The organism is Streptomyces sp. MMBL 11-1 (assembly GCF_028622875.1).
GTDB lineage: Bacteria > Actinomycetota > Actinomycetes > Streptomycetales > Streptomycetaceae > Streptomyces.
The window spans coordinates 5,445,201-5,467,745 of sequence record NZ_CP117709.1; the positions used below are offsets into that span (position 1 = coordinate 5,445,201).

A 22,545-nucleotide genomic window follows, 5' to 3' on the forward strand; every position below is an offset into this window, starting at 1 on the left:
GAGGCGTTCGTGACCACCATCGACAAGACGGCTCACGTCCCCGCACCGCGGGAGTCCGTGAGTGGCGACGGTCCACTGCTCGACGTCCGTGACCTGCACGTGGAGTTCCACACCCGCGACGGTGTGGCCAAGGCGGTCAACGGTGTGAACTACACCGTCAGCGCCGGCGAGACGCTCGCCGTCCTCGGCGAGTCCGGCTCCGGCAAGTCCGTGACCGCGCAGACCATCATGGGCATCCTCGACATGCCGCCCGGGAAGATCACGCAGGGCGAGATCCTCTTCCGCGGTCAGGACATGCTGAAGATGTCCAACGAGGAGCGCCGGAAGATCCGCGGCCGCAAGATCGCGATGATCTTCCAGGACGCGCTGTCCTCGCTGAACCCGGTCCTCTCCGTCGGCTACCAGCTCGGCGAGATGTTCCGGGTGCACCAGGGCCTCTCCAAGAAGGAGGCCAAGGCCAAGTCCATCGAGCTGATGGACCAGGTCAAGATCCCGGCGGCGGCGGCCCGTATCTCGGACTTCCCGCACCAGTTCTCCGGCGGTATGCGCCAGCGCATCATGATCGCCATGGCGCTGGCCCTGGAGCCGGACCTGATCATCGCCGACGAGCCGACCACCGCGCTCGACGTGACGGTGCAGGCCCAGGTCATGGACCTGCTGGCCGAGCTCCAGCGCGAGTACAACATGGGTCTGATCCTGATCACCCACGACCTCGGCGTCGTCGCCGACGTCGCGGACAAGATCGCCGTGATGTACGCGGGCCGGATCGTGGAGACGGCCCCGGTCGGCGAGCTGTACAGCCGCCCGGCCCACCCGTACACCAAGGGACTGCTGGACTCGATCCCGCGCCTGGACCAGAAGGGCCAGGAGCTCTACGCGATCAAGGGCCTGCCGCCCAACCTCACGCGTATCCCCGCGGGCTGTGCCTTCAGCCCGCGCTGCCCCCAGGCACAGGACATCTGCCGCACCGACGTCCCGCCGCTCGCCCCGGTGACCGAGCAGGACGGCCTGGAGCTCGTCGGCCGCGGCAGCGCGTGCCACTTCTGGAAGGAGACGATCCATGGCTGAGCTCAAGAAGGAGCCCGTGGACGCCACCCCGAACGTCTCCGACGTGGAGACCGTGGACGCCGCGACCGAGGCGGAGGCCGTATCCGCCATCGACGCGCCCGTCAGCCAGGGCGAGCCGATCCTCCAGGTGCGCAACCTCGTCAAGCACTTCCCGCTGACGCAGGGCATCCTCTTCAAGAAGCAGATCGGCGCGGTCAAGGCCGTCGACGGGATCTCCTTCGACCTGTACGCCGGTGAGACCCTGGGCATCGTGGGGGAGTCCGGCTGTGGCAAGTCCACGGTCGCCAAGCTCCTGATGACGCTGGAGCGGGCCACCGCCGGTGAGGTCTTCTACAAGGGCCAGGACATCACCAAGCTGTCGGGCCGGGCGCTGAAGGCCGTGCGCCGCAACATCCAGATGGTGTTCCAGGACCCGTACACCTCGCTGAACCCGCGGATGACGGTCGGCGACATCATCGGGGAGACCTTCGAGATCCACCCCGAGGTGGCCCCGAAGGGCGACCGGCGCCGCCGCGTCCAGGAGCTCCTGGACGTCGTCGGGCTGAACCCGGAGTACATCAACCGGTACCCGCACCAGTTCTCCGGCGGTCAGCGCCAGCGCATCGGCATCGCCCGCGGCCTCGCGCTCAACCCGGAGATCATCATCTGCGACGAGCCGGTCTCCGCGCTCGACGTGTCGGTGCAGGCGCAGGTCATCAACCTGATGGAGAAGCTCCAGGACGAGTTCAACCTGTCCTACGTCTTCATCGCGCACGACCTGTCCATCGTCCGCCACATCTCCGACCGGGTCGGTGTGATGTACCTCGGCAAGATGGCCGAGATCGGCACGGACACGGAGATCTACGACCACCCGACGCACCCCTACACCCAGGCGCTGCTGTCGGCGGTCCCGGTCCCCGACCCGTCGGCCCGCGAGGGACGCGACCGGATCATCCTGACCGGTGACGTTCCGTCGCCGGCGAACCCGCCCTCCGGCTGCCGCTTCCGTACCCGGTGCTGGAAGGCGGAGGAGCGCTGCGCGACGGAGGAGCCCCTGCTGGCGATCCCCGAGCGCTTCGTCGCGGGGACCACGCCCGCCACGCACGAGTCGGCGTGCCACTTCGCCGAGGAGCGTGACGTCGTCCACGCGGCGTGACCGTTTCCGGTTCCTGAACGGCAGATGCCCGGTCCCCGCGAGGGGCCGGGCATCGTCGCGTCTGCCCGCGTTCCTGCCCGTACGGGGTAAGCCCGCATGCGGTACATGGGGTTATGAGGTGATATGAGGCATTGAGCTACTCGATGACTCTAGGAGGCACTTCATGCGCGGAGCCACACAGGTCAGGTGGGCCGCATGTGCGGTGGCCGTCGCCCTGGCAGCGACGGCCTGCGGCGGCGGCGGTGGTGACGGCGGCAGCGGCGGCGGCGCCGACGGCATCGTCAGCTCCTCCTGGGGAGACCCGCAGAACCCGCTGGAGCCCGCCAACACCAACGAGGTCCAGGGCGGCAAGGTCCTCGACATGGTCTTCCGCGGACTGATCCGCTACGACCCGAAGACCGGCGAGGCCCAGAACATGGTCGCCGAGTCCATCGACTCGAAGGACTCCCAGAACTTCACGATCAAGCTCAAGGACGGCTGGACGTTCTCCAACGGCGAGAAGGTCACCGCCAAGTCCTTCGTCGACGCCTGGAACTACGGCGCCGCGCTGAAGAACAACCAGAAGAACGCCTACTTCTTCCAGTACATCGAGGGCTACGACAAGGTCCACCCGGAGTCCGGCTCCGCCTCCGCCGAGACCCTGTCCGGCCTGAAGGTCGTCGACGACCTGACCTTCACCGCCAAGCTCACCCAGAAGTTCTCCCTGTGGCCCGACACCCTCGGCTACTCCGCCTTCGTCCCCCTGCCCAAGGCGTTCTACGACGACCACGACGCCTGGCTCTCCAAGCCCGTCGGGAACGGCCCGTACACCATCGAGTCGTACGCCAAGGGCTCCTCGATGAAGCTGCGCAAGTGGGACGACTACCCGGGCGACGACAAGGCCAAGAACGGCGGCGTCGACCTCAAGGTCTTCACCGACAACAACACCGCCTACACCGACCTGACCTCGGGCAACCTCGACCTCGTCGACGACGTGCCCGCCTCCCAGCTCCGCAACGTCGAGGCGGACCTCGGCGACCGCTACATCAACACCCCCGCCGGCATCATCCAGACCCTGGCCTTCCCCTTCTACGACAAGGAGTGGGACACCGACGACGCCCGCAAGGTCCGCCAGGGCCTCTCGATGGCGATCAACCGGCCGCAGATCACCGACCAGATCTTCCAGAAGACCCGCACCCCCGCCTCCGACTGGACCTCCCCGGTCCTCGGCGAGGACGGCGGCTTCAAGAAGGGCCTGTGCGGCAAGGAGTGCACGTACGACAAGGCCGCGGCGAAGAAGCTGATCGAGGAGGGCGGCGGCATCCCCGGCGGCCAGCTGAAGATCTCGTACAACGCGGACACCGGCTCCCACAAGGAATGGGTCGACGCCGTCTGCAACAGCATCAACAACGTCATGGGCAACAACAAGGCCTGCGTCGGCGGCCCCGTCGGCACCTTCGCCGACTTCCGCGCCCAGGTCTCCACCCAGAAGCTGAAGAGCGCCTGGCGAGCGGGCTGGCAGATGGACTACCCGCTGATCCAGAACTTCCTCCAGCCGCTCTACTACACCAACGCCCCGTCCAACGACGGCAAGTGGAGCAACAAGGAGTTCGACGGCCTGATCGACAAGGCCAACGCCGAGAGCGACAAGGCGAAGGCCGTCAGCACCTTCCAGGACGCGGAGAAGATCCTCGTCGAGGAGATGCCGGTCATCCCGCTCTGGTACCAGAACGGCAGCGCCGGCTACTCGGACCGGGTGGACAACGTCGCGCTGAACCCGTTCAGCGTCCCGGTCTACGAAGAGATCACCGTCAAGTGACGCGCTGAGACGCGGACGGCCGGGACGCCCGACACGCGCCCCGGCCGTCCGCGCACCCGTACGACCTGCCAGGAACCGCTCGCCCCGACCTCCGGAGCCCCTCATGGGACGTTATGTGATCCGGCGGCTGCTGCAGATGATCCCCGTCTTCTTCGGCACCACGCTGTTGATCTTCCTCATGGTGAACGTGATGGGCGACCCCATCGCGGGCCTCTGCGGCGACCGCCAGTGCGACCCGGCCACCGCCGCCCAGCTGCGCTCCGAGTTCGGCCTCGACAAGCCGGTCTGGCAGCAGTACCTCACGTACATGGGCAACGTGTTCACCGGCGACTTCGGCACCGCGTTCAACGGGCAGAAGGTCACCGAGCTGATGGCCACGGCCTTCCCCATCACGATCCGGCTCACCATCGTCGCGGTCGTCTTCGAGATCGTCATCGGCATCAGTCTCGGCGTCGTCACCGGACTGCGGCGCGGCCGCCCCATCGACACCACCGTCCTCATCCTGACCCTGGTCGTCATCGCCGTCCCGACCTTCGTCACCGGCCTGCTGCTCCAGCTCCTCCTGGGCGTCAAGTGGGGCATCATCAAGCCCTCGGTCTCCGCGGACCCCACCTTCGACGAACTGCTCGTCCCCGGCCTGGTCCTCGCCTCGGTCTCGCTCGCCTACGTCACCCGGCTCACCCGGACCTCGATCGCCGAGAACGCCCGCGCCGACTACGTACGCACCGCCGTCGCCAAGGGGCTGCCCCGCCGCCGGGTCGTCGTACGGCACCTGCTGCGCAATTCGCTGATCCCCGTCGTCACCTTCATCGGCACCGACGTGGGAGCCCTGATGGGCGGGGCCATCGTCACCGAACGGATCTTCAACATCCACGGCGTCGGCTACCAGCTCTACCAGGGGATCCTGCGCCAGAACTCCCAGACCGTCGTCGGGTTCGTCACGATCCTCGTCCTCGTCTTCCTGGCCGCCAACCTGATCGTCGACCTCCTGTACGCCGTACTCGACCCGAGGATCCGCTATGCCTGAGCCGCAGTCATCGCACGGAGCGATCTCCCCGGCGGGGGCCGGCGGCCCCATGGACCTCGCCATGGCGGAGGGCGCCAGCCTGGAGAAGAACCCGGCCGGACCCGACGGCACGGGCCCGTCCGGCAAACCGCGCAGCCTCTGGTCGGACGCCTGGCGCGACCTGCGGCACAACCCGGTCTTCATCATCTCCGCGCTGGTCATCCTCTTCCTGGTGACCATCTCGATCTGGCCCTCGCTCATCGCGGGCGGCGACCCCCTCCAGGCCAACCTGGACGACGCCCAGAAGGGCTCCGAACCCGGCCACCCCTTCGGCTTCGACCCGCAGGGCCGTGACGTCTACACCCGGGTCGTGTACGGCACCCGCACCTCGGTGACCGTCGGCATCTGCTCCACCCTCGGCGTCGCGATCCTCGGCAGCGTGCTGGGCGGACTCGCGGGCTTCTTCGGCGGCTGGTGGGACTCGGTCCTCTCCCGCCTCACCGACGTCTTCTTCGGCATCCCCGTCGTCCTCGGCGGCCTCGTCTTCCTCTCCGTCGTCACCAGCTCCACCGTCTGGCCCGTCGTCGGCTTCATCGTCCTGCTCGGCTGGCCCCAGATCGCCCGCATCGCCCGCGGCTCGGTCATCACCGCCAAACAGAACGACTACGTCCAGGCGGCCCGCGCGCTCGGCGCCTCCAACTCCCGCATGATGCTGCGCCACATCACCCCGAACGCCATCGCCCCGGTCATCGTCGTGGCGACCATCGCGCTCGGCACCTACATCTCGCTGGAGGCGACGCTCTCCTTCCTCGGGGTCGGCCTGAAGGACCCGGCCGTCTCGTGGGGCATCGACATCTCCGCGGCCGCCAACTACATCCGCAACGCCCCGCACATGCTGCTCTGGCCCGCCGGAGCGCTGGCGGTCACCGTGCTCGCGTTCATCATGCTCGGCGACGCGGTGCGCGACGCCCTCGACCCCAAGCTGCGCTGAGGAGCCGGTTGCCATGTTGCTCGAAGTGCGCGATCTGCACGTGGAGTTCCACACCCGCGAGGGCGTCGCCAAGGCCGTCAACGGGGTCAACTACTCGGTGGCCGAGGGCGAGACGCTCGCCGTCCTCGGCGAGTCCGGCTCCGGCAAGTCCGTCACCGCCCAGGCGATCATGGGCATCCTCGACATGCCGCCGGGAAAGATCGCCGGCGGGGAGATCCTCTTCAAGGACCGGGACCTGCTGAAGCTCAAGCCGGAGGAGCGGCGCAGGGTCCGCGGCCAGGAGATGGCCATGATCTTCCAGGACGCCCTGTCCTCGCTCAACCCGGTCCTCACCGTCGGCCAGCAGCTCGGCGAGATGTTCGTCGTGCACCGCGGCATGTCCCGCAAGGACGCCAGGGCCAAGTCGGTCGAGCTGATGGACCGGGTCCGCATCCCGGCCGCCAAGGAACGGGTCGGCAACTACCCGCACCAGTTCTCCGGCGGGATGCGCCAGCGCATCATGATCGCCATGGCGATGTCCCTGGAACCGTCCCTGATCATCGCCGACGAGCCGACCACCGCCCTCGACGTCACCGTCCAGGCCCAGGTCATGGAGCTCCTCGCCGAACTCCAGCGCGAGCTGAACATGGGCCTCATCCTGATCACCCACGACCTCGGCGTCGTCGCCGACGTCGCCGACAAGATCGCCGTCATGTACGCGGGCCGCATCGTCGAGACCGCCCCCGTGCACGACATCTACCGGGCCCCCGCCCACCCGTACACCAAGGGCCTCCTCCGGTCGATCCCGCGCCTGGACCAGAAGGGCCGGGAGCTCTACGCGATCAAGGGCCTGCCGCCCAACCTCACCCGCATCCCGCCCGGCTGCGCCTTCAACCCCCGCTGCCCGCAGGCCAGGGACGTGTGCCGTACCGATGTGCCGCCGCTCTACGAGGTGGACGAGCGGCGCCGGAGCGCCTGCCACTTCTGGAAGGAGACGCTCGATGCACGCTGACCGCGACGAGAGTGCGGGGACCGGCGGTGGCTCGGCCGGCTCCACCCTGCTGTCCACGGCCCGGGAGGACGCCGTCACCCCGTACACGGAGGGCGACCCGATCCTCCAGGTACGCGGCCTCGCCAAGCACTACCCGCTGACCCAGGGCATCCTCTTCAAGCGGCAGATCGGCGCCGTCCGGGCCGTCGACGGCGTCGACTTCGACCTGTACGCGGGCGAGACCCTGGGCATCGTGGGCGAGTCGGGCTGCGGCAAGTCGACCGTCGCCAAGATGCTCGTCCACCTGGAACGCCCCACGGCCGGCGCGATCCGCTACAAGGGCGAGGACATCGCGAAGCTGTCGGGCCGGGCGCTGAAGGCCGTGCGCCGCAACATCCAGATGGTGTTCCAGGACCCGTACACCTCGCTGAACCCGCGGATGACGGTCGGCGACATCATCGGGGAGCCGTACGAGATCCACCCCGAGGTCGCCCCGAAGGGCAGCCGCCGGCAGAAGGTGCAGGACCTGCTGGACGTCGTCGGGCTCAACCCGGAGTACATCAACCGCTATCCGCACCAGTTCTCCGGCGGCCAGCGCCAGCGCATCGGCATCGCGCGCGGCCTCGCCCTCAACCCGGAGATCATCGTCGCCGACGAACCGGTCTCCGCGCTCGACGTCTCCGTCCAGGCGCAGGTCGTCAACCTGCTGGACCGGCTCCAGGCGGAGTTCCGTCTCAGCTTCGTCTTCATCGCCCACGACCTCTCGATCGTCCGGCACATCTCCGACCGGGTCGGCGTGATGTACCTCGGCCGGATCGTGGAGATCGGCTCCGACGCGGAGATCTACGACCACCCCACGCACCCGTACACCCAGGCGCTGCTCTCCGCCGTCCCCGTACCGGACCCGACGGCCCGCGCCCACCGCGAACGGATCATCCTGCACGGCGACGTCCCCTCGCCCGCCAACATCCCCTCGGGCTGCCGCTTCCGCACCCGCTGCTGGAAGGCGCGGGAGCGGTGCGAACAGGAGGTCCCGCTGCTGGCGGTCCCCGCGGAGTTCCGGCTCGTCGACACCCCGGCGCGACACGACTCGGCGTGCCACTTCGCGGAGGAGAAGCGCGTGGTGCCGACCGAGGACGAACCGGAGGCCCCGGGGCCGACGGAGGCCCCCGGCCCCACGGATGAGCCGGGGAACACGGAGGACGGGACATCGTGAGGCGGCGTCAGGTTCGTTAACACGCAGGCAACTTCACCGTCGTCGCACCGATATACGGACGCCCCATACTGGCCAGCGTACGGCCGTGCGGGTGCCGTGGTCCGGCCGGGGCGTCGTCCTGACGCTCCGGCCGGTCGCCCCCCGCCGCCACCGGTCCGTCCCGTACGGACCCTTCCCGCCCCCCTGTGCGGACTTGTTCATCCGTTCGGGGCAATGGAGTATCACCGGGTGACACTGACACGGGGAGCAAGAATCACCGGCGCCGTTCTGTGCGCGGTGCCGGCACTACTCATCATCGCCTGGCTGGTGCGGGACATCCGGGCCGCCGACGGGCCGGTCGCGGTCTGGGAGTACTGGTCGGGCACCGCGGACCTCCGGGACGCGCCGCGGACCACCACCTCGGCCACCAGCCTCGTCCTGCTGTCGGCCTACGCCGCCGCCGTGGTGGCGGCGCTCCGCTCCGCCTCCGCCGCCCCGGTCCTGATCGTCACCGGCGTGGTCACCTTCGCCCTGCGGCTGCCCGGCGTCTGGACCGTCGCCGACGCCCCGGGGCCGGAAGACCTCCGGGACCGGGCGCTGCTGACCACGTACGTCGCCCTGGCGGCCGGGCTCGGCATGATCGTCGCGGGGGCGGCGGGCCGTCGCCCGGCGCCGGAGGGCGCGGAGCGACCCGCCGGACCGGGGCGCGGAGCCGGGGTGGCCGCCTTCCTGCTCCTCGGCTTCCAGGGGTTGATCTTCGCCGCCTGGGAGATCCGGCAGCCGTTCGTCTATCCGTCCGAGCTCTATCCCGCGTGGTTCATCGGCGGGGAACCCCTGACCACCCCGCTGACCGAGGGGCCGCCCGGCTGGGTCGCCGTGACGCACATCCTGATGCTCCTGGTGGCGGCCGTCGGCGCGGTCGCCGGTGCGGCCCACGCGCGACCGCTCGGCCTGATCGCGGGCGGGTTCGTGCTCTCCTCGGGCGTGCTGGGCATGGCGCGCGTCATCCATTACGAGATGTACGAGCAGTTCACCACCCTGGCCACCGAGGCGCAGCTGGACATGATGACCTCCGTCTCCTCGCTCCTCGTCGGGCCCGTCGTGCTGATCGTCCTCGCCCGCAAGGGCGTCGGGCGGGCCCCCGTCGGTGGCGCCCCGGGCCCCTGGGGCGGCGTCGGCCCCTGGGGCGTCCAGCCCCCGGCCCACGCGCCGCACCAGCCCCCCGCCCCCGGCTTCGGGCCCCCGCAGGGCGGCGGCTTCGGACCCCCGCCCGCCTCCCCGCCGCCCCGCTGGTGAGCGGGTGACGGGAAGGGCGGGACGGGCCGGCCGCGGGACGCTCAGGCGCCGGTCAGGCCCAACGACCGCTTGAGGAAGTCCACCTGGAGCAGGAGCAGGTTCTCCGCGACCTGCTCCTGCGGCGTCATGTGCGTCACCCCGCTCAGCGGCAGCACCTCGTGCGGACGCCCGGCGGCCAGCAGAGCCGAGGACAGCCGCAGGGCGTGGGCGACCACCACGTTGTCGTCGGCCAGACCGTGCACGATCATCATGGGCCGGACCTCGGCGGCGGGCTCGGAGAGCCCGTCGTCGGTGAGCAGCGAGTTGTACGCGTACACCTCGGGCTGCGCCGCCGGATCACCGAGATAGCGCTCGGTGTAGTGGGTGTCGTACAGCCGCTGGTCCGTCACCGGAGCGCCGACCACCGCCGCGTGGAAGACGTCGGGCCGCCGCAGCACCGCGAGCCCCGCCAGATAGCCGCCGAAGGACCAGCCGCGGATCGCCACCCGGGACAGATCGAGCGGGAACCGCCCGGCGAGCCCGTGCAACGCCTCGACCTGGTCCTCCATCGTCATCACGAGGTTGTCCCGCACCGCCTTCTCCCAGCCCGGCGAACGGCCCGGAGCGCCCCGCCCGTCCGCCACCACCACCGCGAAGCCCTGGTCCGCGAACCACTGCGAGGTCAGGTGCGCGTTGTGGGCGGCGACCACCCGGCGGCCGTGCGGACCGCCGTACGGGTCCATCAGGACCGGAAGGGGACCATCCGCCTCCCGGTAGTCCGAGGGGAGCAGCACGGCGCACGGAATCCGCCGTGCGCCCCCCTCGGTGAGCGTCACACGGGCGGACAGCACCGGCTCCTGGGCGAAGCTCCGGATCCGGGTCAGCCGCTTGCCGTCCCGCACCACCCACGCGGCGGCTCCGGGCTCCTCGGGGACGGCAGAGACCACGACGGCGAGATCGCCCGAGCGGACCGCGGAGTGCACCCCCACCCCTTCGGAAATCCGCTCGATTCCCAGCTCGTTCACCCGGTACACATGGATCTGTCCGATCTCGGGCTCGACCGCGTCCTCACCGGCCACGGCCGAGACCAGGATGTCGGACTCCCCGATGTCCAGCACCGACTGGACGTGCAGCTGCGACCCGGTGAGCGGCCGGTCGCCGACCGCCAGCACCCGCGCGCCGCCCTCGTCGACGATCCGCACCAGCCGCCCGTCCGGCGCCCACGCGGGCACCCCGGGGAAGAGATCCAGCCACACCGGGTCCTCGTCGACATGCACGGTCCGGGTCGCCCCGGTCTCCGGGTCCACCGCCAGATACCGCTGGCTGCGCTGGTCCCGGGCCTGCACCAGTAGCAGCGGAGCACCCGCGGACGACCAGTGCACCTGGGCCAGGTACGGGAACGCGGCCCGGTCCCAGACCACTTCGGTACGGGCCCCCTCCAGGTCCATGACGAAGAGTCCCACCTCGGCGTTGGGCGTGCCCGCCGCCGGGTAGGCGATCTCGGCGGGCCGGCGCTCGGGGTGCGCGGGATCGGCGATGTACCACCGCTGTACGGGGCTGTCGTCGGCCCGCGCGACCAGCAGCCGGTCCGACTCCGGCGACCACCAGAAGCCCCGGAAGCGGTGCATCTCCTCGGCCGCGATGAACTCGGCCAGGCCGTAGGTGACATGGGAGTTCTCCGGCTCGGCCAGCGCCCGGTCGCCCTCGCCCCCCGCGCCCACGACCCGCAGCGCGCCCTTGGCCACGTACGCGATGTGCCGGCCGTCGGGGGACGGGCGGGGGTCGATCACCGGGCCCGGCACCGGGAGCGCCCGCGCGGTCCCGGCCCGCAACTCGGCCACGTACACCTTTCCGGACAGGGCGAACGCGGCCAGCTCCGCCGCCGCGTCCACCGCGTAGGAGACGATGCCCGACGAACCCTCCCGGGTCCGCTCGCGCCGGGCCCGCTCCTGGGCCGACAGCTTCTCCGCCGCGCCGCCCAGCAGCACTTCGGGATCGGCGGCGATCCGCTCCTCGCCGGTCGCCGGGTCGAGGACCCAGAGCCGGGTGGTGCGGTCCGTTCCGGGCGTCGACCGGAGAAAGATCACGCGCGTCTCATCCGGTGAGACGGTGAAGGCGCGAGGTGCGCCGAGAGTGAAGCGCTGGGTCCGTGCTTGCTGGCGGGGAAAAGACAGCTTCTGCGAGGTCATGACTCCGAACTTAGCTGTGTGGCACGGTTCGTGCGCCCCTCGTGCTGCTGTGCCCCGACCAATGCGTTGGCACGGATAGTTATGATCCGTAGCGCTAGGTGGGTAGGAACCCGCTGACTTCGCGTACCCCCGTTCCGACCGTCCGAACGTACCGATGGAGGTGAACCGCCGTGGCGCTCTCGATTTCGGCGGTAGTGCTGCTGGCGATCATCGTCTTCCTGCTGATCCGGAAATCTGGACTGAAGGGAGGGCACGCGGTGGTCTGCATGCTGCTCGGGTTCTACATCGCGAGCTCGTCGGTCGCACCGACCATCTCCGATCTGACGACCAATGTGGCGGGGATGATCAGCAGCATCAAGTTCTGACCCCGCACCCGGGAGCCGAGGAGGCGCGGGGCGCGGGGGCGCGGGGGGCCACCGGGCTCGTAGGGTGGTCCCCATGAAGGACCTCCCCGCCCGCCGTCTGCTGCTCGTGCACGCGCACCCCGACGACGAGTCGATCAACAACGGCGCCACCATGGCCAGGTATGCGGCCGAGGGCGCCCACGTCACCCTGGTGACGTGCACGCTCGGCGAGGAGGGGGAGGTCATCCCGCCCTCGCTCGCCCGCCTCACCGCCGACCGGGACGACGCGCTGGGCCCCCACCGCGTCGGCGAGCTGGCCGCGGCGATGAAGGAGCTCGGCGTCGACGACCACCGCTTCCTCGGCGGGGCCGGCCGCTACCGGGACTCCGGAATGATGGGCGCCGAGCAGAACGGCCGCCCCGGCTCCTTCTGGTCCACCCCGGTGGACGAGGCGGCGGCCCACCTCGTCGAGGTGATCCGCGAGGTCCGCCCCCAGGTCCTGGTCACCTACGACCCGGACGGCGGCTACGGCCACCCCGATCACATCCAGGCCCACCGCGTCGCGATGCGCGCCGTCGACCTGGCCGCCGACCCGGCGTACGGCCCCGGCGCACCGCACACCGTCGCGAAGGTCTACTGGAACCGGGTGGAGCGGGCCGTGGCCGAGGCCGGCTTCGAGCGGCTGCGCACCACCGCCCCCGGGGCCTTCCCCGGCATCGCCTCCGTGGACGACGTCCCGGGCGTGACCGACGGGGAGCGGATCACCGCGGAGATCGACGGATCGGCGTACGCCGGTGCCAAATCGGCGGCGATGCGCGCCCATGCCACCCAGATCGCGGTCGACGGCCCCTTCTTCGCCCTCTCCAACGACCTCGGCCAGCCCCTGTTGACGACCGAGCACTACCAACTGGTGCGAGGCGCACCGGGCGTGGCCGAGGGCGCGCGCGAGAGTGATCTCTTCGCGGGCCTGCCGGGCACCCCGGACGGTACGGGCACGGGCGGTACGGGCACGGGCGGTACGGGCGCCACGGATGTCACAGGTGCCACGGGCGGCACGGGTGCCACGGGTGCCACGGGCGGCACGGGTGCCGCAGGTGCCACGGGGAGCGCGGCATGAGCGGGAACCCCGGGAAGGGCCGCGTCCGCGCGGGTTCCTCCAGCGCGCCGCGGCGGAACGCGCCGCCCAGGGACCCCGGTCCCACCGGTTTCGCGGCCCGGCCGAACCCGGCCCGGATCGCCGCGTACTCGGGCTTCGCCGTCCTCGGCGCACTGGTGGCGATCGCCGGATCACTCGTCCAAGCCGCCTGGTTCCCGGGCGGGTTGATCATCGCGCTGGCGGCCTCCGCGGGTCTCTTCTACGGTGGCCGGATTCTGACCCGCACCCAGATCGGCGCGCTCGCCCCGGCGGCCGGATGGTTCGTCACGGTGTTCCTTCTGCTGAGCGGGCGGCCGGAGGGCGACTACGTCTTCGGCGACGAACTCGGCCTGGTGCTGTTCATGCTCGGCGGGACGGCTGCCGCTGTGATGTGCGCCACCACCTCCAAAGTGCCGCAATCAGCCATCCGCAGCGGCCGGTCCGGTACGTGACGTGCCACATCCGGGGCCGGGAAGGCCCTCACAGGTGTGATGCGCCGGTGGAGGTTTCACCCCGTCGCGGAGTGTCCGACGGCGGCGGCCAGTATGGTGGTGCGCGCGCCGAGCCGTCCCCTGGCCTGCGGCATGGGGGAAGTACGGGCGGCGGAGCCAATCGGGAGAACCTGCTTTGAGTCGTGAAACTGACAGTTCGTCGTCCGGGCCCCAGGGTCGCGGCGGAGCCGCGTACCCCTCGGGTACGCCGCCGTACGGATCCCGCCAGTACCCGTCGCGGGACGGCTCCGAGGAGAACCCGGAATCCGTGGCTCCGCCCCGGCCCGAGGAGCCGAAGACCGAGACGACGCTGACGACGCGCATCCGGATCAACATCCCCGGGTCGCGCCCCATCCCGCCGGTGGTGATGCGTACGCCGATGGCGGAGAGCGACACCGCCGAGGGCCGTTCCGACGCGGAGCGCACCGGCGGAACCCCGCGCCCCGGCACACCGCCGCCCGCACCCGCGCCCCCGGACCGGGCCACGGGCCCGAACGGCACAGCGTCGGGCGACCGCTCCGGGGAGGGCGGCCCGGCCGCCGACCCGACGCCCGGGGAGAAGACGGGCCGGGAGAAGAGCGGCAGCGACTGGTTCGCCCCGCGCAGGACTCCGGCCACCGGGCAGGGAGCAGCAGCTCAGGGCACCGGTGCGCCCGGCGCCCCTTCCGGTGCGGGCGGACCCGGCGCCCCGTCCGGCCCCGGCGCGGGCGGGCCCGGCGGACCCGGTGGCGCGGCCGACGGCGACGCGAGCCCCTCCCGTCCCGACCTGCCGTACTTCTCGGACGCCCCGCAGACCGGCGGCGGACCGGGCGTGCCCGGCCCCGGCCCCGTCCGCAGCGCGCTCGACGGCTACGGCACCGAGCCCCCCGGCGGAGGCCCCCGTTCCACTCCCGGCCTCGGGGTGCGCCCGCCCGGGCCTTCCGGCCCCACCACGGGACCGGTCACCGGCAGCTCCTCGCTGACCCCGAACCTCGACGGCGTCCCGAATCTCGACGGCGCCCCGGGCCGCGGCGGTGTCCCGGGCCCGGGCGGCCCCGGCGGCCCCGGCCCGATGGTTCCGGGCGGCCCCGGCGGCGTACCGCCCCGGATGTCCGACGACACCGCGATCCTCACGCCGCAGGCCCCGGCGCCCGAGCCGGGTCATGTCTCGGGTGACACGCTGACCAGCGGCATCCCCGTGGTGCCCAGCGAGCCCCGCGTCACGTTCCCGGGCGGCCCGGGGACCCCCGGCGGCCCGGTGACCGGCGGGCCTCGGGGCGGTGCCGGCGGTCCGGGCGGACCCGGTGTCCCCACACCCGGTCCGGCCGCCCCGCGCCCCGCGTCCCCGTCCGCCGCCCCCGCCCCCGCGAAGAAGGGCCGCTCCAAGCTGGTCCTCCTCGGGGTGGCCGCGATCGTGCTGCTCGGCATCGCGTACGGGGCCGGGCTCCTGCTGAACCACTCCGAGGTCCCCAAGGGCACCACGGTGCTCGGCGTCGACATCGGCGGCGGTACGAAGGAGGAGGCGGTCACCAAGCTCGAAGCCGCCCTCGGGAAGCGGGCCAAGACTCCCCTGACGCTGTCGGTGGACGGCAAGGAGGAGAAGCTCGACCCCGAGAAGGCCGGTCTCACCCTGGACAGCCAGGAGACCGTGCGCGGCGCGGCGGGCAGCGACTACAACCCCGTCTCGGTGATCGGTTCGCTGTTCGGCGGGGAACGTCCCGCCGACCCGGTGATCCCGGTCGACGAGGAGAAGCTCGGCGTGGCGCTGACCGACCTGGCCGGCGCTTCGGGCTCCTCCAGCGACGGCACGATCCGCTTCGAGCCGAACAAGGCCGTGGCGGTGCCGGGCAAGCCGGGCAAGGCGCTGGACGCCGGCCAGTCCCTGATCTCGGTCCGGGACGCCTACCGCGCCCAGGTGCAGACCGGGAAGGCCCGGCTGGTCGAGCTCCCCGTCAAGACCACCCAGCCCACCATCACCAAGGCCGAACTGGACCGGGCGATGAAGGAGTTCGCCGAGCCCGCGATGTCCGGCCTGATCACCATCAAGGCCGGTCCCAAGCAGATCCAGTTCGGCCCGGCCCGGTCGCTGCCGCAGATCCTCTCCATGAAGCCGGTGGACGGCCGGCTGGTCGACGTCTACGACAAGCAGGCGATCGACACGCTGCTGGACGGCGTCTTCGACGGCATCATGGCGGTCAAGGGCGACGGCAAGAAGCATCAGGTCAGCGCGGACGACGTGGCCCAGGCCATGAAGACCGCCCTGATGGGGAAGACCCCTGCCGAGCGTACGGCCACCATCGACCTGACCGGCGAGGGCTGACCCACCGGACGGCACCGCCGCTCCGCCCCCTCCGCCCCCGCCCGGGAACGTATCCGGCCGGGGGCGGCCTCTGCCTTCGGACGCCGACGTCATGCCCGGTCGTCGGTGTGGACAGGCGGGCGCGCCGTGCGCGGGGGACCATGGGGCCATGAGTTCCTCCGCCGGACCGGAACGCCCGTCCCGCGAAGCCGATCAGATCAAGGTCTGGTTCCGCCTCGTCCCGCGCGAGGGCCGGCCGCCCTGCGACACCGAGGGGTTGTGGGCGACGCGCCTCGGCCCGGACACCGCCCGGGTGGACAACGTGCCCTTCCTCCAGGACGGGGTCGCCGAGGGCGAGACCGTACGGTTCCGCACGGACGGCGACGGGGTCCACTGGGCCGTCGGCCGCGTGGCCGACTCGGGCAACTGCACCGTACGGGTGCTGCCGTTGCCGGACGGGCCGCTCGGGCGCGACGCCCGGGCCGTGCACGAGCGGCTCGCCGCCTTCGGGCTCACCGGGGAGGTCTTCAGCGCCGAGTTCCCGCTGGTCGCCCTGACCGTGCCGGGCGGCGCGGATCTGCGCGGGGTCAAGGCACTGCTCGCCCGTGGCCGGGACGAGGGCTGGTGGCACTTCGAGGTCTCGTGCGTCACCGCCGCCTGGCGGGCCGCGTAGCACAGGAGCGGCCGCGCCCGGAGTGCCGCGGCCGGCGGGCTGCGGGGGCCAGGGCCGTCACGCCTCCTCCTCGCCGATCTTCCTGATCACCCGGGCCGGGTTGCCGACCGCCACCACGTCTCCCGGCAGGTCCTTCGTGACGACGGCCCCCGCCCCCACCACCGTGTTCTCGCCGATGGTCACCCCGGGACAGACGATCACCCCGCCGCCCAGCCAGACGTTGTCGCCGATGGTGATCGGCTGCGCGGCCTCCCACTTGGCGCGGCGCGGCTCGGGGTCGATCGGGTGGGTCGGGGTGAGCAGCTGGACGTTCGGGCCCATCTGGACGTCCGCGCCGATGGTGATGCGGGCGACGTCCAGGAGGACCGCGCCGAAGTTGATGAACGTCCGGGGGCCGATGGTCGTCTGATAGCCGTAGTCGACCCGCAGCGGCGGCCGGACCTCCACGCCCTCGCCCACCTCGCCGAGCAGCTCGGCCAGGACCGCGCGCCGGGCCTCGGGGTCGGCGGCCGAGATGGCGTTGTAGCGCTCGCTGAGCACGGCCGCGTGCCGCGCCTCCGCCGCCAGTTCGGGGTCGTCGGCGATGTAGAGCTCGCCGGAGAGCATGGCTTCCTTCTGGCTGGGCCTGGCCTCGTCGCTCATGTGGTCTCTTTCCCGAGGGGTGTACGGGACGCTCGTGGTGATCCGTCCGCTACCGGCAGTCTGCCCCCGGCATCCTCGGACCGGTCACGCAGCCCCGGGGCCAGCGCCAGCGTCACCGCCACGGAGATCCCCGCGACGGCCGCCATGCCCGTGGCGGCGGAGGTCAGCTGGGCGATGCCGCCCGCCACGGCCGCCCCCACGCCCTGCATGGCGAGCATCCCCGAGGAGCTGAGCCCGAGCGCCTGGCCGCTCAGCTCCTGCGGGGTGAGGGCCATCAGCCGTTCCTGGAGCAGCAGACTCGCGGCGAAGCCCACGCTCGCCAGGACGACCGCCGCCAGGGCGAGGGGCAGCCCCGGGCGCAGCGCGAAGAGGAGATAGGGCGCGGCCAGCAGGAGCCGGAGCGGGGCCCCCAGCCGGGGCCGCCACCGTGCCGTGACGAACCGCCCGACCAGCGTGTCCCCGGCCAGCATGCCCAGGGCCCCGCCGGCGAAGAGGAGCCCGGCGTGCCCCGGCGCGTACGCGACGTACAGCGACTCGGCCCCGACGACGAGCCCGTTGGGCACCCACAGCGCCAGGAACACGTACCGGCGCGGCGTCGACGACCAGAGGAGCGCGTTCGTCCGCCGTGTCTCCCGGACCGAGGGGCGTCCGGTCGCCCGGGGTGGCCGGGCGGTCAGCCCGAACCGGGTCACGGCCGCCGCGACGACGTACAGTCCCGCCCCGACCAGCAGCGTGCCGCGCGCCGAGAACACCGCCACCAGCAGCCCGCCCACCGCGAACCCGCAGATCTGCGTCGCGCCACCCGTCATGTTGAGCACGGAGCGGCCGAGCAGGAATCCCTCGCGCGGAACGATCTCGTTGAGCAGCCCGTACCGTACGCCCCCGCCCGGTGACGAGGCCACGCCCACCACCAGCAGGACGGCGAACGCCCCCCACAGCGGCAGCCCGGGAACGGCCTGGACGCAGGCGGCCCCGGCGGAGAGCAGCGCCAGGGCGGTCAGCGCGGCGCGCGGCGGCAGGCGGTCCGCCGCCGACAGCAGGGTGAGCGCCCCGGCCACCTGGGCCAGCGACGGGCCGAACATCGCCAGGGCCGACAGCAGGGGCGAGCCCGTCCGCGTGTACACGAGGGTGCCCAGCGCCAGACCGGTCGCGGTCCGGGCGGCCGTCTGCACGGAGACGGCGGCGAAGAAGGGAGTGAACTCCGGGGTGCGGAACAGCTCGCGGTAGGTGCGCATGGGGTGGAGTCTCCGGACGCCGGCGCCGGGAGGGTTACTGTTTCGCGCTGACGCGAAAGCCCGGACGGACGGGCGGGCGGGCGGCGGTGGGGTCGGAGGGCCGGCGGAGAGTGGGCGGTGGGGGCGCGTGGGCTGGTGGCAGGTCGGGGCGGACACGCTCGCGAACAGCCGGTTCGCCGTCTCGCCCCTCGCGGAGGCCGTCGCGAGCCTGCTGGTCCTGGAGCGGGCCGGCGCCGCGCATCCGGGTGAGCGTGCCTGGCTGGAGGCCCACCTGCCCGCGTACCGGCGGTGGAAGGCCGGCCACCCGGTCTCCGCGCTGGTGACCGGCGCCGCCCTCGCGCCCCGGTGGATCGCCGACTTCCTCATCCCCGTGCCGGCCCCCGCCCCGCCGGGCCGGGCCCCGGCCTCCTTCGCCGACGAGCTGGCGACCGTGCGGGCCACCCCGCCCGACCGGGCCCGCGCCGACCTGGCCGAGGCGGTGCGCGGGCCGTTGCCCGCCGCGCTGGACCGGGACGACCTGGCCGAGCGCGCCGCCGACGCGGTGGAGTGGGTCTGGACGCACACCGTGCTGCCCGACTGGCCGAGGCGGCGGCGGATCCTGGAGGCCGATGTGGTCGCCCGTTCCGCCCAGTTGGGGCGCGGTGGCTGGGTCGAAGCGGTGAACGGCATGCGCCCCGGCATCCGCTGGCTGGGCGGCAGCCGGCTCCAGATCAACACCCACGACAACCCGCCCCGCGAACTGGGCCGCGCCCACCTGCTGTTCGTCCCCGTGACCCCGTACCAGTCCTGGGTCTGCTGGGACATTCCCCGCCGGTACGGGCTGGTGTACCCGTGTTCCGGCGCGCTCGCCGGGGCCGGGAGCGTTCCCGTGCCCGTCGCCCTGGGCGCGCTGATCGGCCCGGCGCGGGCGAGTGTCCTGCTGCTGCTCGCCTCCCCGCTCAGCACGACGCAGCTCGTCGCGCTGACCGGCCAGGGGCTGGGCTCGGTGGGCCGCCATCTGCGGATCCTGCTGGACGCCGGACTGGTCCGCCGTCGCCGCGCGGGCCGCTCCGTGCTCTATTTCCGTACGGAGGCGGGGGACGCCCTGGTGCGGGGCGCGGGCTGAGGCGGAGCGACGTCCTGGTGTGCGGCGCGGGCTGAGGCGGGACGACGTCCTGGGGTGCGGCGCGGGCCGAGGCGGCGGTGAAAGCGCCCCGTGCGCGCCCCCGCACGCCCCCGGGTCGCACCCGCGCGGGGCTGGGCGGCCATCGGATACCCATCGGTACACGGTGTGCTTCGCATGGGTGGAGCGCATGTGCGAGTCGTGACATCAGTGACTAGGGGCGCCGCCCGTCGTTGTGGCAATTTCTCTCTCGCCACGAAAGAACCGAGCGAGGGGACCGTGCGTGAATCCGGAGTACGCCGCGTACTGCCAGGCGGACCGCCGCTTCTACGACGCGCCCCACCGTTCCCCCGGACCGGGCGGAGCCGCCGACGAGGAGCGCTCGTTCTACGCGCCGCTCCGCGGCGCCGTACCCGACGGGTGGACACGCTCCCGGCGCGGCGACTGGCTCGCGTACAGCCCCGACGGGCTGCGACTGCCGCCCCAGGGCTGGAAGATCCACGTCTCGGCCGCCCTCGACAACGCCGCCTCCGTGCTGGAGCGGGTCGTCGCCCACTGCCTGGAACACCGGCTGGCCTTCAAGTGCGTACCCAACGCCGGGCTGCTGGCCCTGCGGAACGCCAAGTACGCGGACCGGGCGGGCAGCGGGAAGTTCATCACCGTCTACCCACCGTCCGACGAGGCGTTCCCCGAGGTGTGCACCGCCCTCATGCGGCTGCTGGAGGGTGAGCACGGCCCGTACATCCTGAGCGACCTGCGGTGCGGGAACGGGCCCGTGCACACCCGGTACGGGGCGTTCGCCGCCCGCTTCTGCTCCGGCCCGGACGGGCGGCCCGTGCCCGCCGTCGCCGATCCGCGGGGCCGGCTCGTCCCCGACGACCGGGGCCCGTCCTTCCGCGTCCCCTCCTGGGTGACCCCGCCCGGCTTCCTGACGCCGTACCTGGAGGCCCGCGCCGCCGTGGGCCTCGCCGACCTCCCGTACACCGTGGAGAAGGCGCTGCACTTCTCCAACGGCGGCGGGGTCTACCTCGGCCGCGACACCCGCTCCGGCGAGCAGGTCGTCCTCAAGGAGGCACGGCCGTACGCCGGTCTCGCCGCCGACGGGGCGGACGCCGTGGCCCGGCTGGAGCGCGAACGGACCGCCCTGGAGCAACTGGCCGGGCTGGACTGCGTACCGGCCGTCCGGGACGTGTTCGAGGTCGGCGACCACCACTTCCTGGTTCTCCAGCACATACCCGGCACCACCCTCAACACCGTCTTCGCCCGTCGCTTCCCGCTCGCCCGACAGCACCCGTCACCCGAACTGCTCGCCGAACACGCCTCCTGGGCCGAAGAGTTGTACGGGCAGGTCGAGCGCGCCGTCGGGGCGGTGCACGCCCGGGGCATCGTCATCAGCGATCTGCACATGAGCAACGTGATGGTCGACGAGGAGGCCGGGCGGATCGTCCTGCTCGACTTCGAGGCGGCCTCCCCGGCCGCCGAGCGCCGCCGTCAGATCGTCGCCAACCCGGCCTTCGTCGCCCCGCCCGACCGGCGCGGCACCGACATCGACCGCTATGCGCTCGCCTGTCTGCGGCTCGCCCTGTACCTGCCGCTCACCACCCTGTTCGGCATCGACCGCACCAAGGCCGCCGGCCTCGCCCGGGACATCGCCCGCGTCTTCCCGGTCACCGAGGAGACGCTGCGGCCCGCGGTCGCGGAGATCCTGCGCCCTGCGGGGGAGCCCGCCCCCCGGCCCGCTCCCGCCGCTGCTCCCGTGGCCGCTCCCGCTCCCGTCGCCGCTGCCGCCGCTGCTCCTGTGGCCGTTCCCGTTCCCGTCTCCGGCACCGACCCCGGCGACTGGCCGCGCAGCCGTGACGCGATGGCCCGGGCCATCACCGCCTCCCGCACACCGGAGCGCGAGGACCGCTGCTTCCCCGGGGACATCGCCCAGTTCGCCACGGCCACCGGCGGCCAGTCCTTCGCGTACGGGACGGCCGGAGTGCTCTACGCCCTCCACGAGACGGGCGCCCCGCCGTGCGAGGAGGCCGAGGACTGGCTCCTGCGGCACGCCAAGGACCCGGCGTCCGGCAGCCCCCTCGGCTTCTACGACGGGCTCACCGGCATCGCCTGGACCCTGCACCGGATCGGCCGCACCGCCGAGGCCGCCGACCTCCTCCGGATCATCCTCGACCAGCCGCTGGAGGGCCTCGCGCCCGGCCTCCACCACGGGTACGCGGGCATCGGCCTCGCCCTCGACGACCTGGCCCGCACCGCCTCCGCCACCGACGCCCCCGCACTGTCGGACGCGGCCGCCCGCTGCACCGCCCTCGCCGTCCGCGCGCTCGTCGACGGACCGCCGTCCCCCCGCACCGGACTGCTGCACGGCGCGAGCGGCATCGCCCTGCTGCTGGTACGCCGCTACGCGACCACCGGGGACCCCGCCCTGCTCGATCTGGCGGCCACCGCCCTGCGCCGCGACCTGGAACGCTGCCGGACCGGCGACGACGGCGAACTCCTCGTCGTCGAGGGCAAGCGGCTCATGCCGTACCTCGGTTCCGGCAGCGCCGGCATCGCGGCCGTCATCGACGCCTACCTCGCCCACCGCCCCGACCCCGCGCTCGAAGCGGCGGGCCGCGCCCTCCTGCCGGCCGCGCTCTCCGCCTTCTACGTCCAGCCCGGACTGCTCCGGGGCTCGGCCGGACTCCTGACGCACCTCGCGGCCACCCCCCTGTGCGACGAGGCCGACCGGCGGCGCGCCATCGCCCGCCACACCGAGCTGCTGGGCAGCCACGCCCTGACGTACGGAGACGGAATCGCGTTCCCCGGCGAGCAGTTGATGCGCCTGTCGATGGACCTGGCCACCGGGACCGCCGGCGTCCTCCTCGCCCTGGGCGCCGCGCTCGGCGGCTCCACCGGACTTCCCTTCCTGCCCGCCGCCCCGGCGGCGCCCCCCGGCCGCGCGAGCGGCCCCATGGACCGGCCCCACCAGGGGTCGTAGCAACACACCGTTCAGCACCACTACGTCCCCGAAAGGAC

18 protein-coding genes are annotated in these 22,545 nt (G+C 72.4%); 15 read left to right on the forward strand and 3 right to left on the reverse strand.

The window, feature by feature from the left end; translation table 11 throughout:
- Positions 1–9 precede the first annotated feature (9 nt).
- The 8 genes from PSQ21_RS24440 (at position 10) to PSQ21_RS24475 (ending at position 9,459) form a co-directional block, all read left to right on the forward strand.
- Complete coding sequence (locus PSQ21_RS24440) at positions 10–1,068, forward strand: ABC transporter ATP-binding protein (RefSeq protein ID WP_274032980.1); 1,059 nt, start codon at positions 10–12, stop codon at positions 1,066–1,068.
- A complete protein-coding gene (locus tag PSQ21_RS24445) occupies positions 1,061–2,203 on the forward strand; it encodes an ABC transporter ATP-binding protein (RefSeq protein WP_274032981.1) in 1,143 nt (380 codons plus the stop codon). Before PSQ21_RS24440 ends, PSQ21_RS24445 begins: the two co-directional genes overlap by 8 nt.
- Positions 2,204–2,366: 163 nt before the next feature.
- On the forward strand, positions 2,367–4,001 hold the full coding sequence (locus tag PSQ21_RS24450) for a peptide ABC transporter substrate-binding protein (protein WP_274032982.1): 1,635 nt from the start codon (positions 2,367–2,369) through the stop codon (positions 3,999–4,001).
- Between the two features lie 103 nt (positions 4,002–4,104).
- On the forward strand, positions 4,105–5,028 hold the full coding sequence (locus PSQ21_RS24455) for an ABC transporter permease (RefSeq protein ID WP_274032983.1): 924 nt from the start codon (positions 4,105–4,107) through the stop codon (positions 5,026–5,028).
- On the forward strand, positions 5,021–5,998 hold the full coding sequence (locus PSQ21_RS24460; protein ID WP_274032984.1) for an ABC transporter permease: 978 nt from the start codon (positions 5,021–5,023) through the stop codon (positions 5,996–5,998). Before PSQ21_RS24455 ends, PSQ21_RS24460 begins: the two co-directional genes overlap by 8 nt.
- A gap of 13 nt (positions 5,999–6,011) precedes the next feature.
- Positions 6,012–6,989 (forward strand): ABC transporter ATP-binding protein, encoded by a 978-nt coding sequence (locus PSQ21_RS24465; protein WP_274032985.1) that lies wholly within the window; start codon positions 6,012–6,014, stop codon positions 6,987–6,989.
- A complete protein-coding gene (locus tag PSQ21_RS24470) occupies positions 6,979–8,184 on the forward strand; it encodes an ABC transporter ATP-binding protein (protein WP_274032986.1) in 1,206 nt (401 codons plus the stop codon). The genes PSQ21_RS24465 and PSQ21_RS24470 overlap by 11 nt, the downstream gene beginning before the upstream one ends.
- Positions 8,185–8,460: 276 nt before the next feature.
- A complete protein-coding gene (locus tag PSQ21_RS24475; RefSeq protein ID WP_274032987.1) occupies positions 8,461–9,459 on the forward strand; it encodes a hypothetical protein in 999 nt (332 codons plus the stop codon).
- 41 nt (positions 9,460–9,500) lie between these two features.
- Here the strand turns inward: PSQ21_RS24475 and PSQ21_RS24480 are convergent, their stop codons facing one another.
- A complete protein-coding gene (locus PSQ21_RS24480; protein WP_274032988.1) occupies positions 9,501–11,627 on the reverse strand; it encodes a prolyl oligopeptidase family serine peptidase in 2,127 nt (708 codons plus the stop codon).
- Between the two features lie 170 nt (positions 11,628–11,797).
- Between PSQ21_RS24480 and PSQ21_RS24485 the strand changes: the two genes are divergently transcribed.
- The 5 genes from PSQ21_RS24485 to PSQ21_RS24505 all read left to right on the forward strand — a co-directional run bounded on the left by PSQ21_RS24485 (position 11,798) and on the right by PSQ21_RS24505 (position 16,548).
- Positions 11,798–11,992, forward strand: coding sequence for a hypothetical protein (locus PSQ21_RS24485; RefSeq protein WP_097870105.1), 195 nt, complete (start codon positions 11,798–11,800; stop codon positions 11,990–11,992).
- A gap of 73 nt (positions 11,993–12,065) precedes the next feature.
- Entirely contained in the window at positions 12,066–13,088 is a 1,023-nt protein-coding gene (gene mshB, locus PSQ21_RS24490; RefSeq protein WP_274032989.1) for an N-acetyl-1-D-myo-inositol-2-amino-2-deoxy-alpha-D-glucopyranoside deacetylase, read from the forward strand.
- On the forward strand, positions 13,085–13,558 hold the full coding sequence (locus tag PSQ21_RS24495; protein ID WP_274032990.1) for a DUF6113 family protein: 474 nt from the start codon (positions 13,085–13,087) through the stop codon (positions 13,556–13,558). Before mshB ends, PSQ21_RS24495 begins: the two co-directional genes overlap by 4 nt.
- 175 nt (positions 13,559–13,733) lie before the next feature.
- Positions 13,734–15,896 (forward strand): hypothetical protein, encoded by a 2,163-nt coding sequence (locus PSQ21_RS24500; protein ID WP_274032992.1) that lies wholly within the window; start codon positions 13,734–13,736, stop codon positions 15,894–15,896.
- Between the two features lie 148 nt (positions 15,897–16,044).
- Positions 16,045–16,548 carry a DUF4265 domain-containing protein gene (locus PSQ21_RS24505; RefSeq protein ID WP_274032993.1) on the forward strand — a complete coding sequence of 168 codons (504 nt, stop codon included), beginning with the start codon at positions 16,045–16,047 and terminating at the stop codon, positions 16,546–16,548.
- A gap of 57 nt (positions 16,549–16,605) precedes the next feature.
- Here PSQ21_RS24505 and PSQ21_RS24510 read toward each other — a convergent pair whose 3' ends face one another.
- Both PSQ21_RS24510 and PSQ21_RS24515 read right to left on the reverse strand, forming a co-directional pair.
- Complete coding sequence (locus PSQ21_RS24510; RefSeq protein ID WP_274032994.1) at positions 16,606–17,190, reverse strand: sugar O-acetyltransferase; 585 nt, start codon at positions 17,188–17,190, stop codon at positions 16,606–16,608.
- Entirely contained in the window at positions 17,187–18,425 is a 1,239-nt protein-coding gene (locus PSQ21_RS24515; protein WP_274032995.1) for an MFS transporter, read from the reverse strand. The genes PSQ21_RS24510 and PSQ21_RS24515 overlap by 4 nt, the downstream gene beginning before the upstream one ends.
- Before the next feature lie 127 nt (positions 18,426–18,552).
- Between PSQ21_RS24515 and PSQ21_RS24520 the strand changes: the two genes are divergently transcribed.
- Positions 18,553–19,530: an ArsR/SmtB family transcription factor gene (locus tag PSQ21_RS24520; RefSeq protein WP_274032996.1), complete on the forward strand. Its 978-nt coding sequence runs from the start codon at positions 18,553–18,555 to the stop codon at positions 19,528–19,530.
- Positions 19,531–19,810: 280 nt separating this feature from the next.
- On the forward strand, positions 19,811–22,507 hold the full coding sequence (gene lanKC / locus PSQ21_RS24525; protein WP_274032998.1) for a class III lanthionine synthetase LanKC: 2,697 nt from the start codon (positions 19,811–19,813) through the stop codon (positions 22,505–22,507).
- The last annotated feature ends 38 nt before the right edge of the window (positions 22,508–22,545 follow it).

Excerpts from the sequence above, each read along its gene's own strand:
- PSQ21_RS24445 (WP_274032981.1), top strand. The coding sequence starts at position 1,061 with ATGGCTGAGCTCAAGAAGGAGCCCGTGGACGCCACCCCGAACGTCTCC.
- PSQ21_RS24450 (WP_274032982.1), top strand. The coding sequence starts at position 2,367 with ATGCGCGGAGCCACACAGGTCAGGTGGGCCGCATGTGCGGTGGCCGTC.
- PSQ21_RS24455 (WP_274032983.1), top strand. The coding sequence starts at position 4,105 with ATGGGACGTTATGTGATCCGGCGGCTGCTGCAGATGATCCCCGTCTTC.
- PSQ21_RS24460 (WP_274032984.1), top strand. The coding sequence starts at position 5,021 with ATGCCTGAGCCGCAGTCATCGCACGGAGCGATCTCCCCGGCGGGGGCC.
- PSQ21_RS24465 (WP_274032985.1), top strand. The coding sequence starts at position 6,012 with ATGTTGCTCGAAGTGCGCGATCTGCACGTGGAGTTCCACACCCGCGAG.
- PSQ21_RS24470 (WP_274032986.1), top strand. The coding sequence starts at position 6,979 with ATGCACGCTGACCGCGACGAGAGTGCGGGGACCGGCGGTGGCTCGGCC.
- PSQ21_RS24480 (WP_274032988.1), bottom strand. The coding sequence starts at position 11,627 with ATGACCTCGCAGAAGCTGTCTTTTCCCCGCCAGCAAGCACGGACCCAG.
- mshB (WP_274032989.1), top strand. The coding sequence starts at position 12,066 with ATGAAGGACCTCCCCGCCCGCCGTCTGCTGCTCGTGCACGCGCACCCC.
- PSQ21_RS24495 (WP_274032990.1), top strand. The coding sequence starts at position 13,085 with ATGAGCGGGAACCCCGGGAAGGGCCGCGTCCGCGCGGGTTCCTCCAGC.
- PSQ21_RS24505 (WP_274032993.1), top strand. The coding sequence starts at position 16,045 with ATGAGTTCCTCCGCCGGACCGGAACGCCCGTCCCGCGAAGCCGATCAG.
- PSQ21_RS24510 (WP_274032994.1), bottom strand. The coding sequence starts at position 17,190 with ATGAGCGACGAGGCCAGGCCCAGCCAGAAGGAAGCCATGCTCTCCGGC.
- PSQ21_RS24515 (WP_274032995.1), bottom strand. The coding sequence starts at position 18,425 with ATGCGCACCTACCGCGAGCTGTTCCGCACCCCGGAGTTCACTCCCTTC.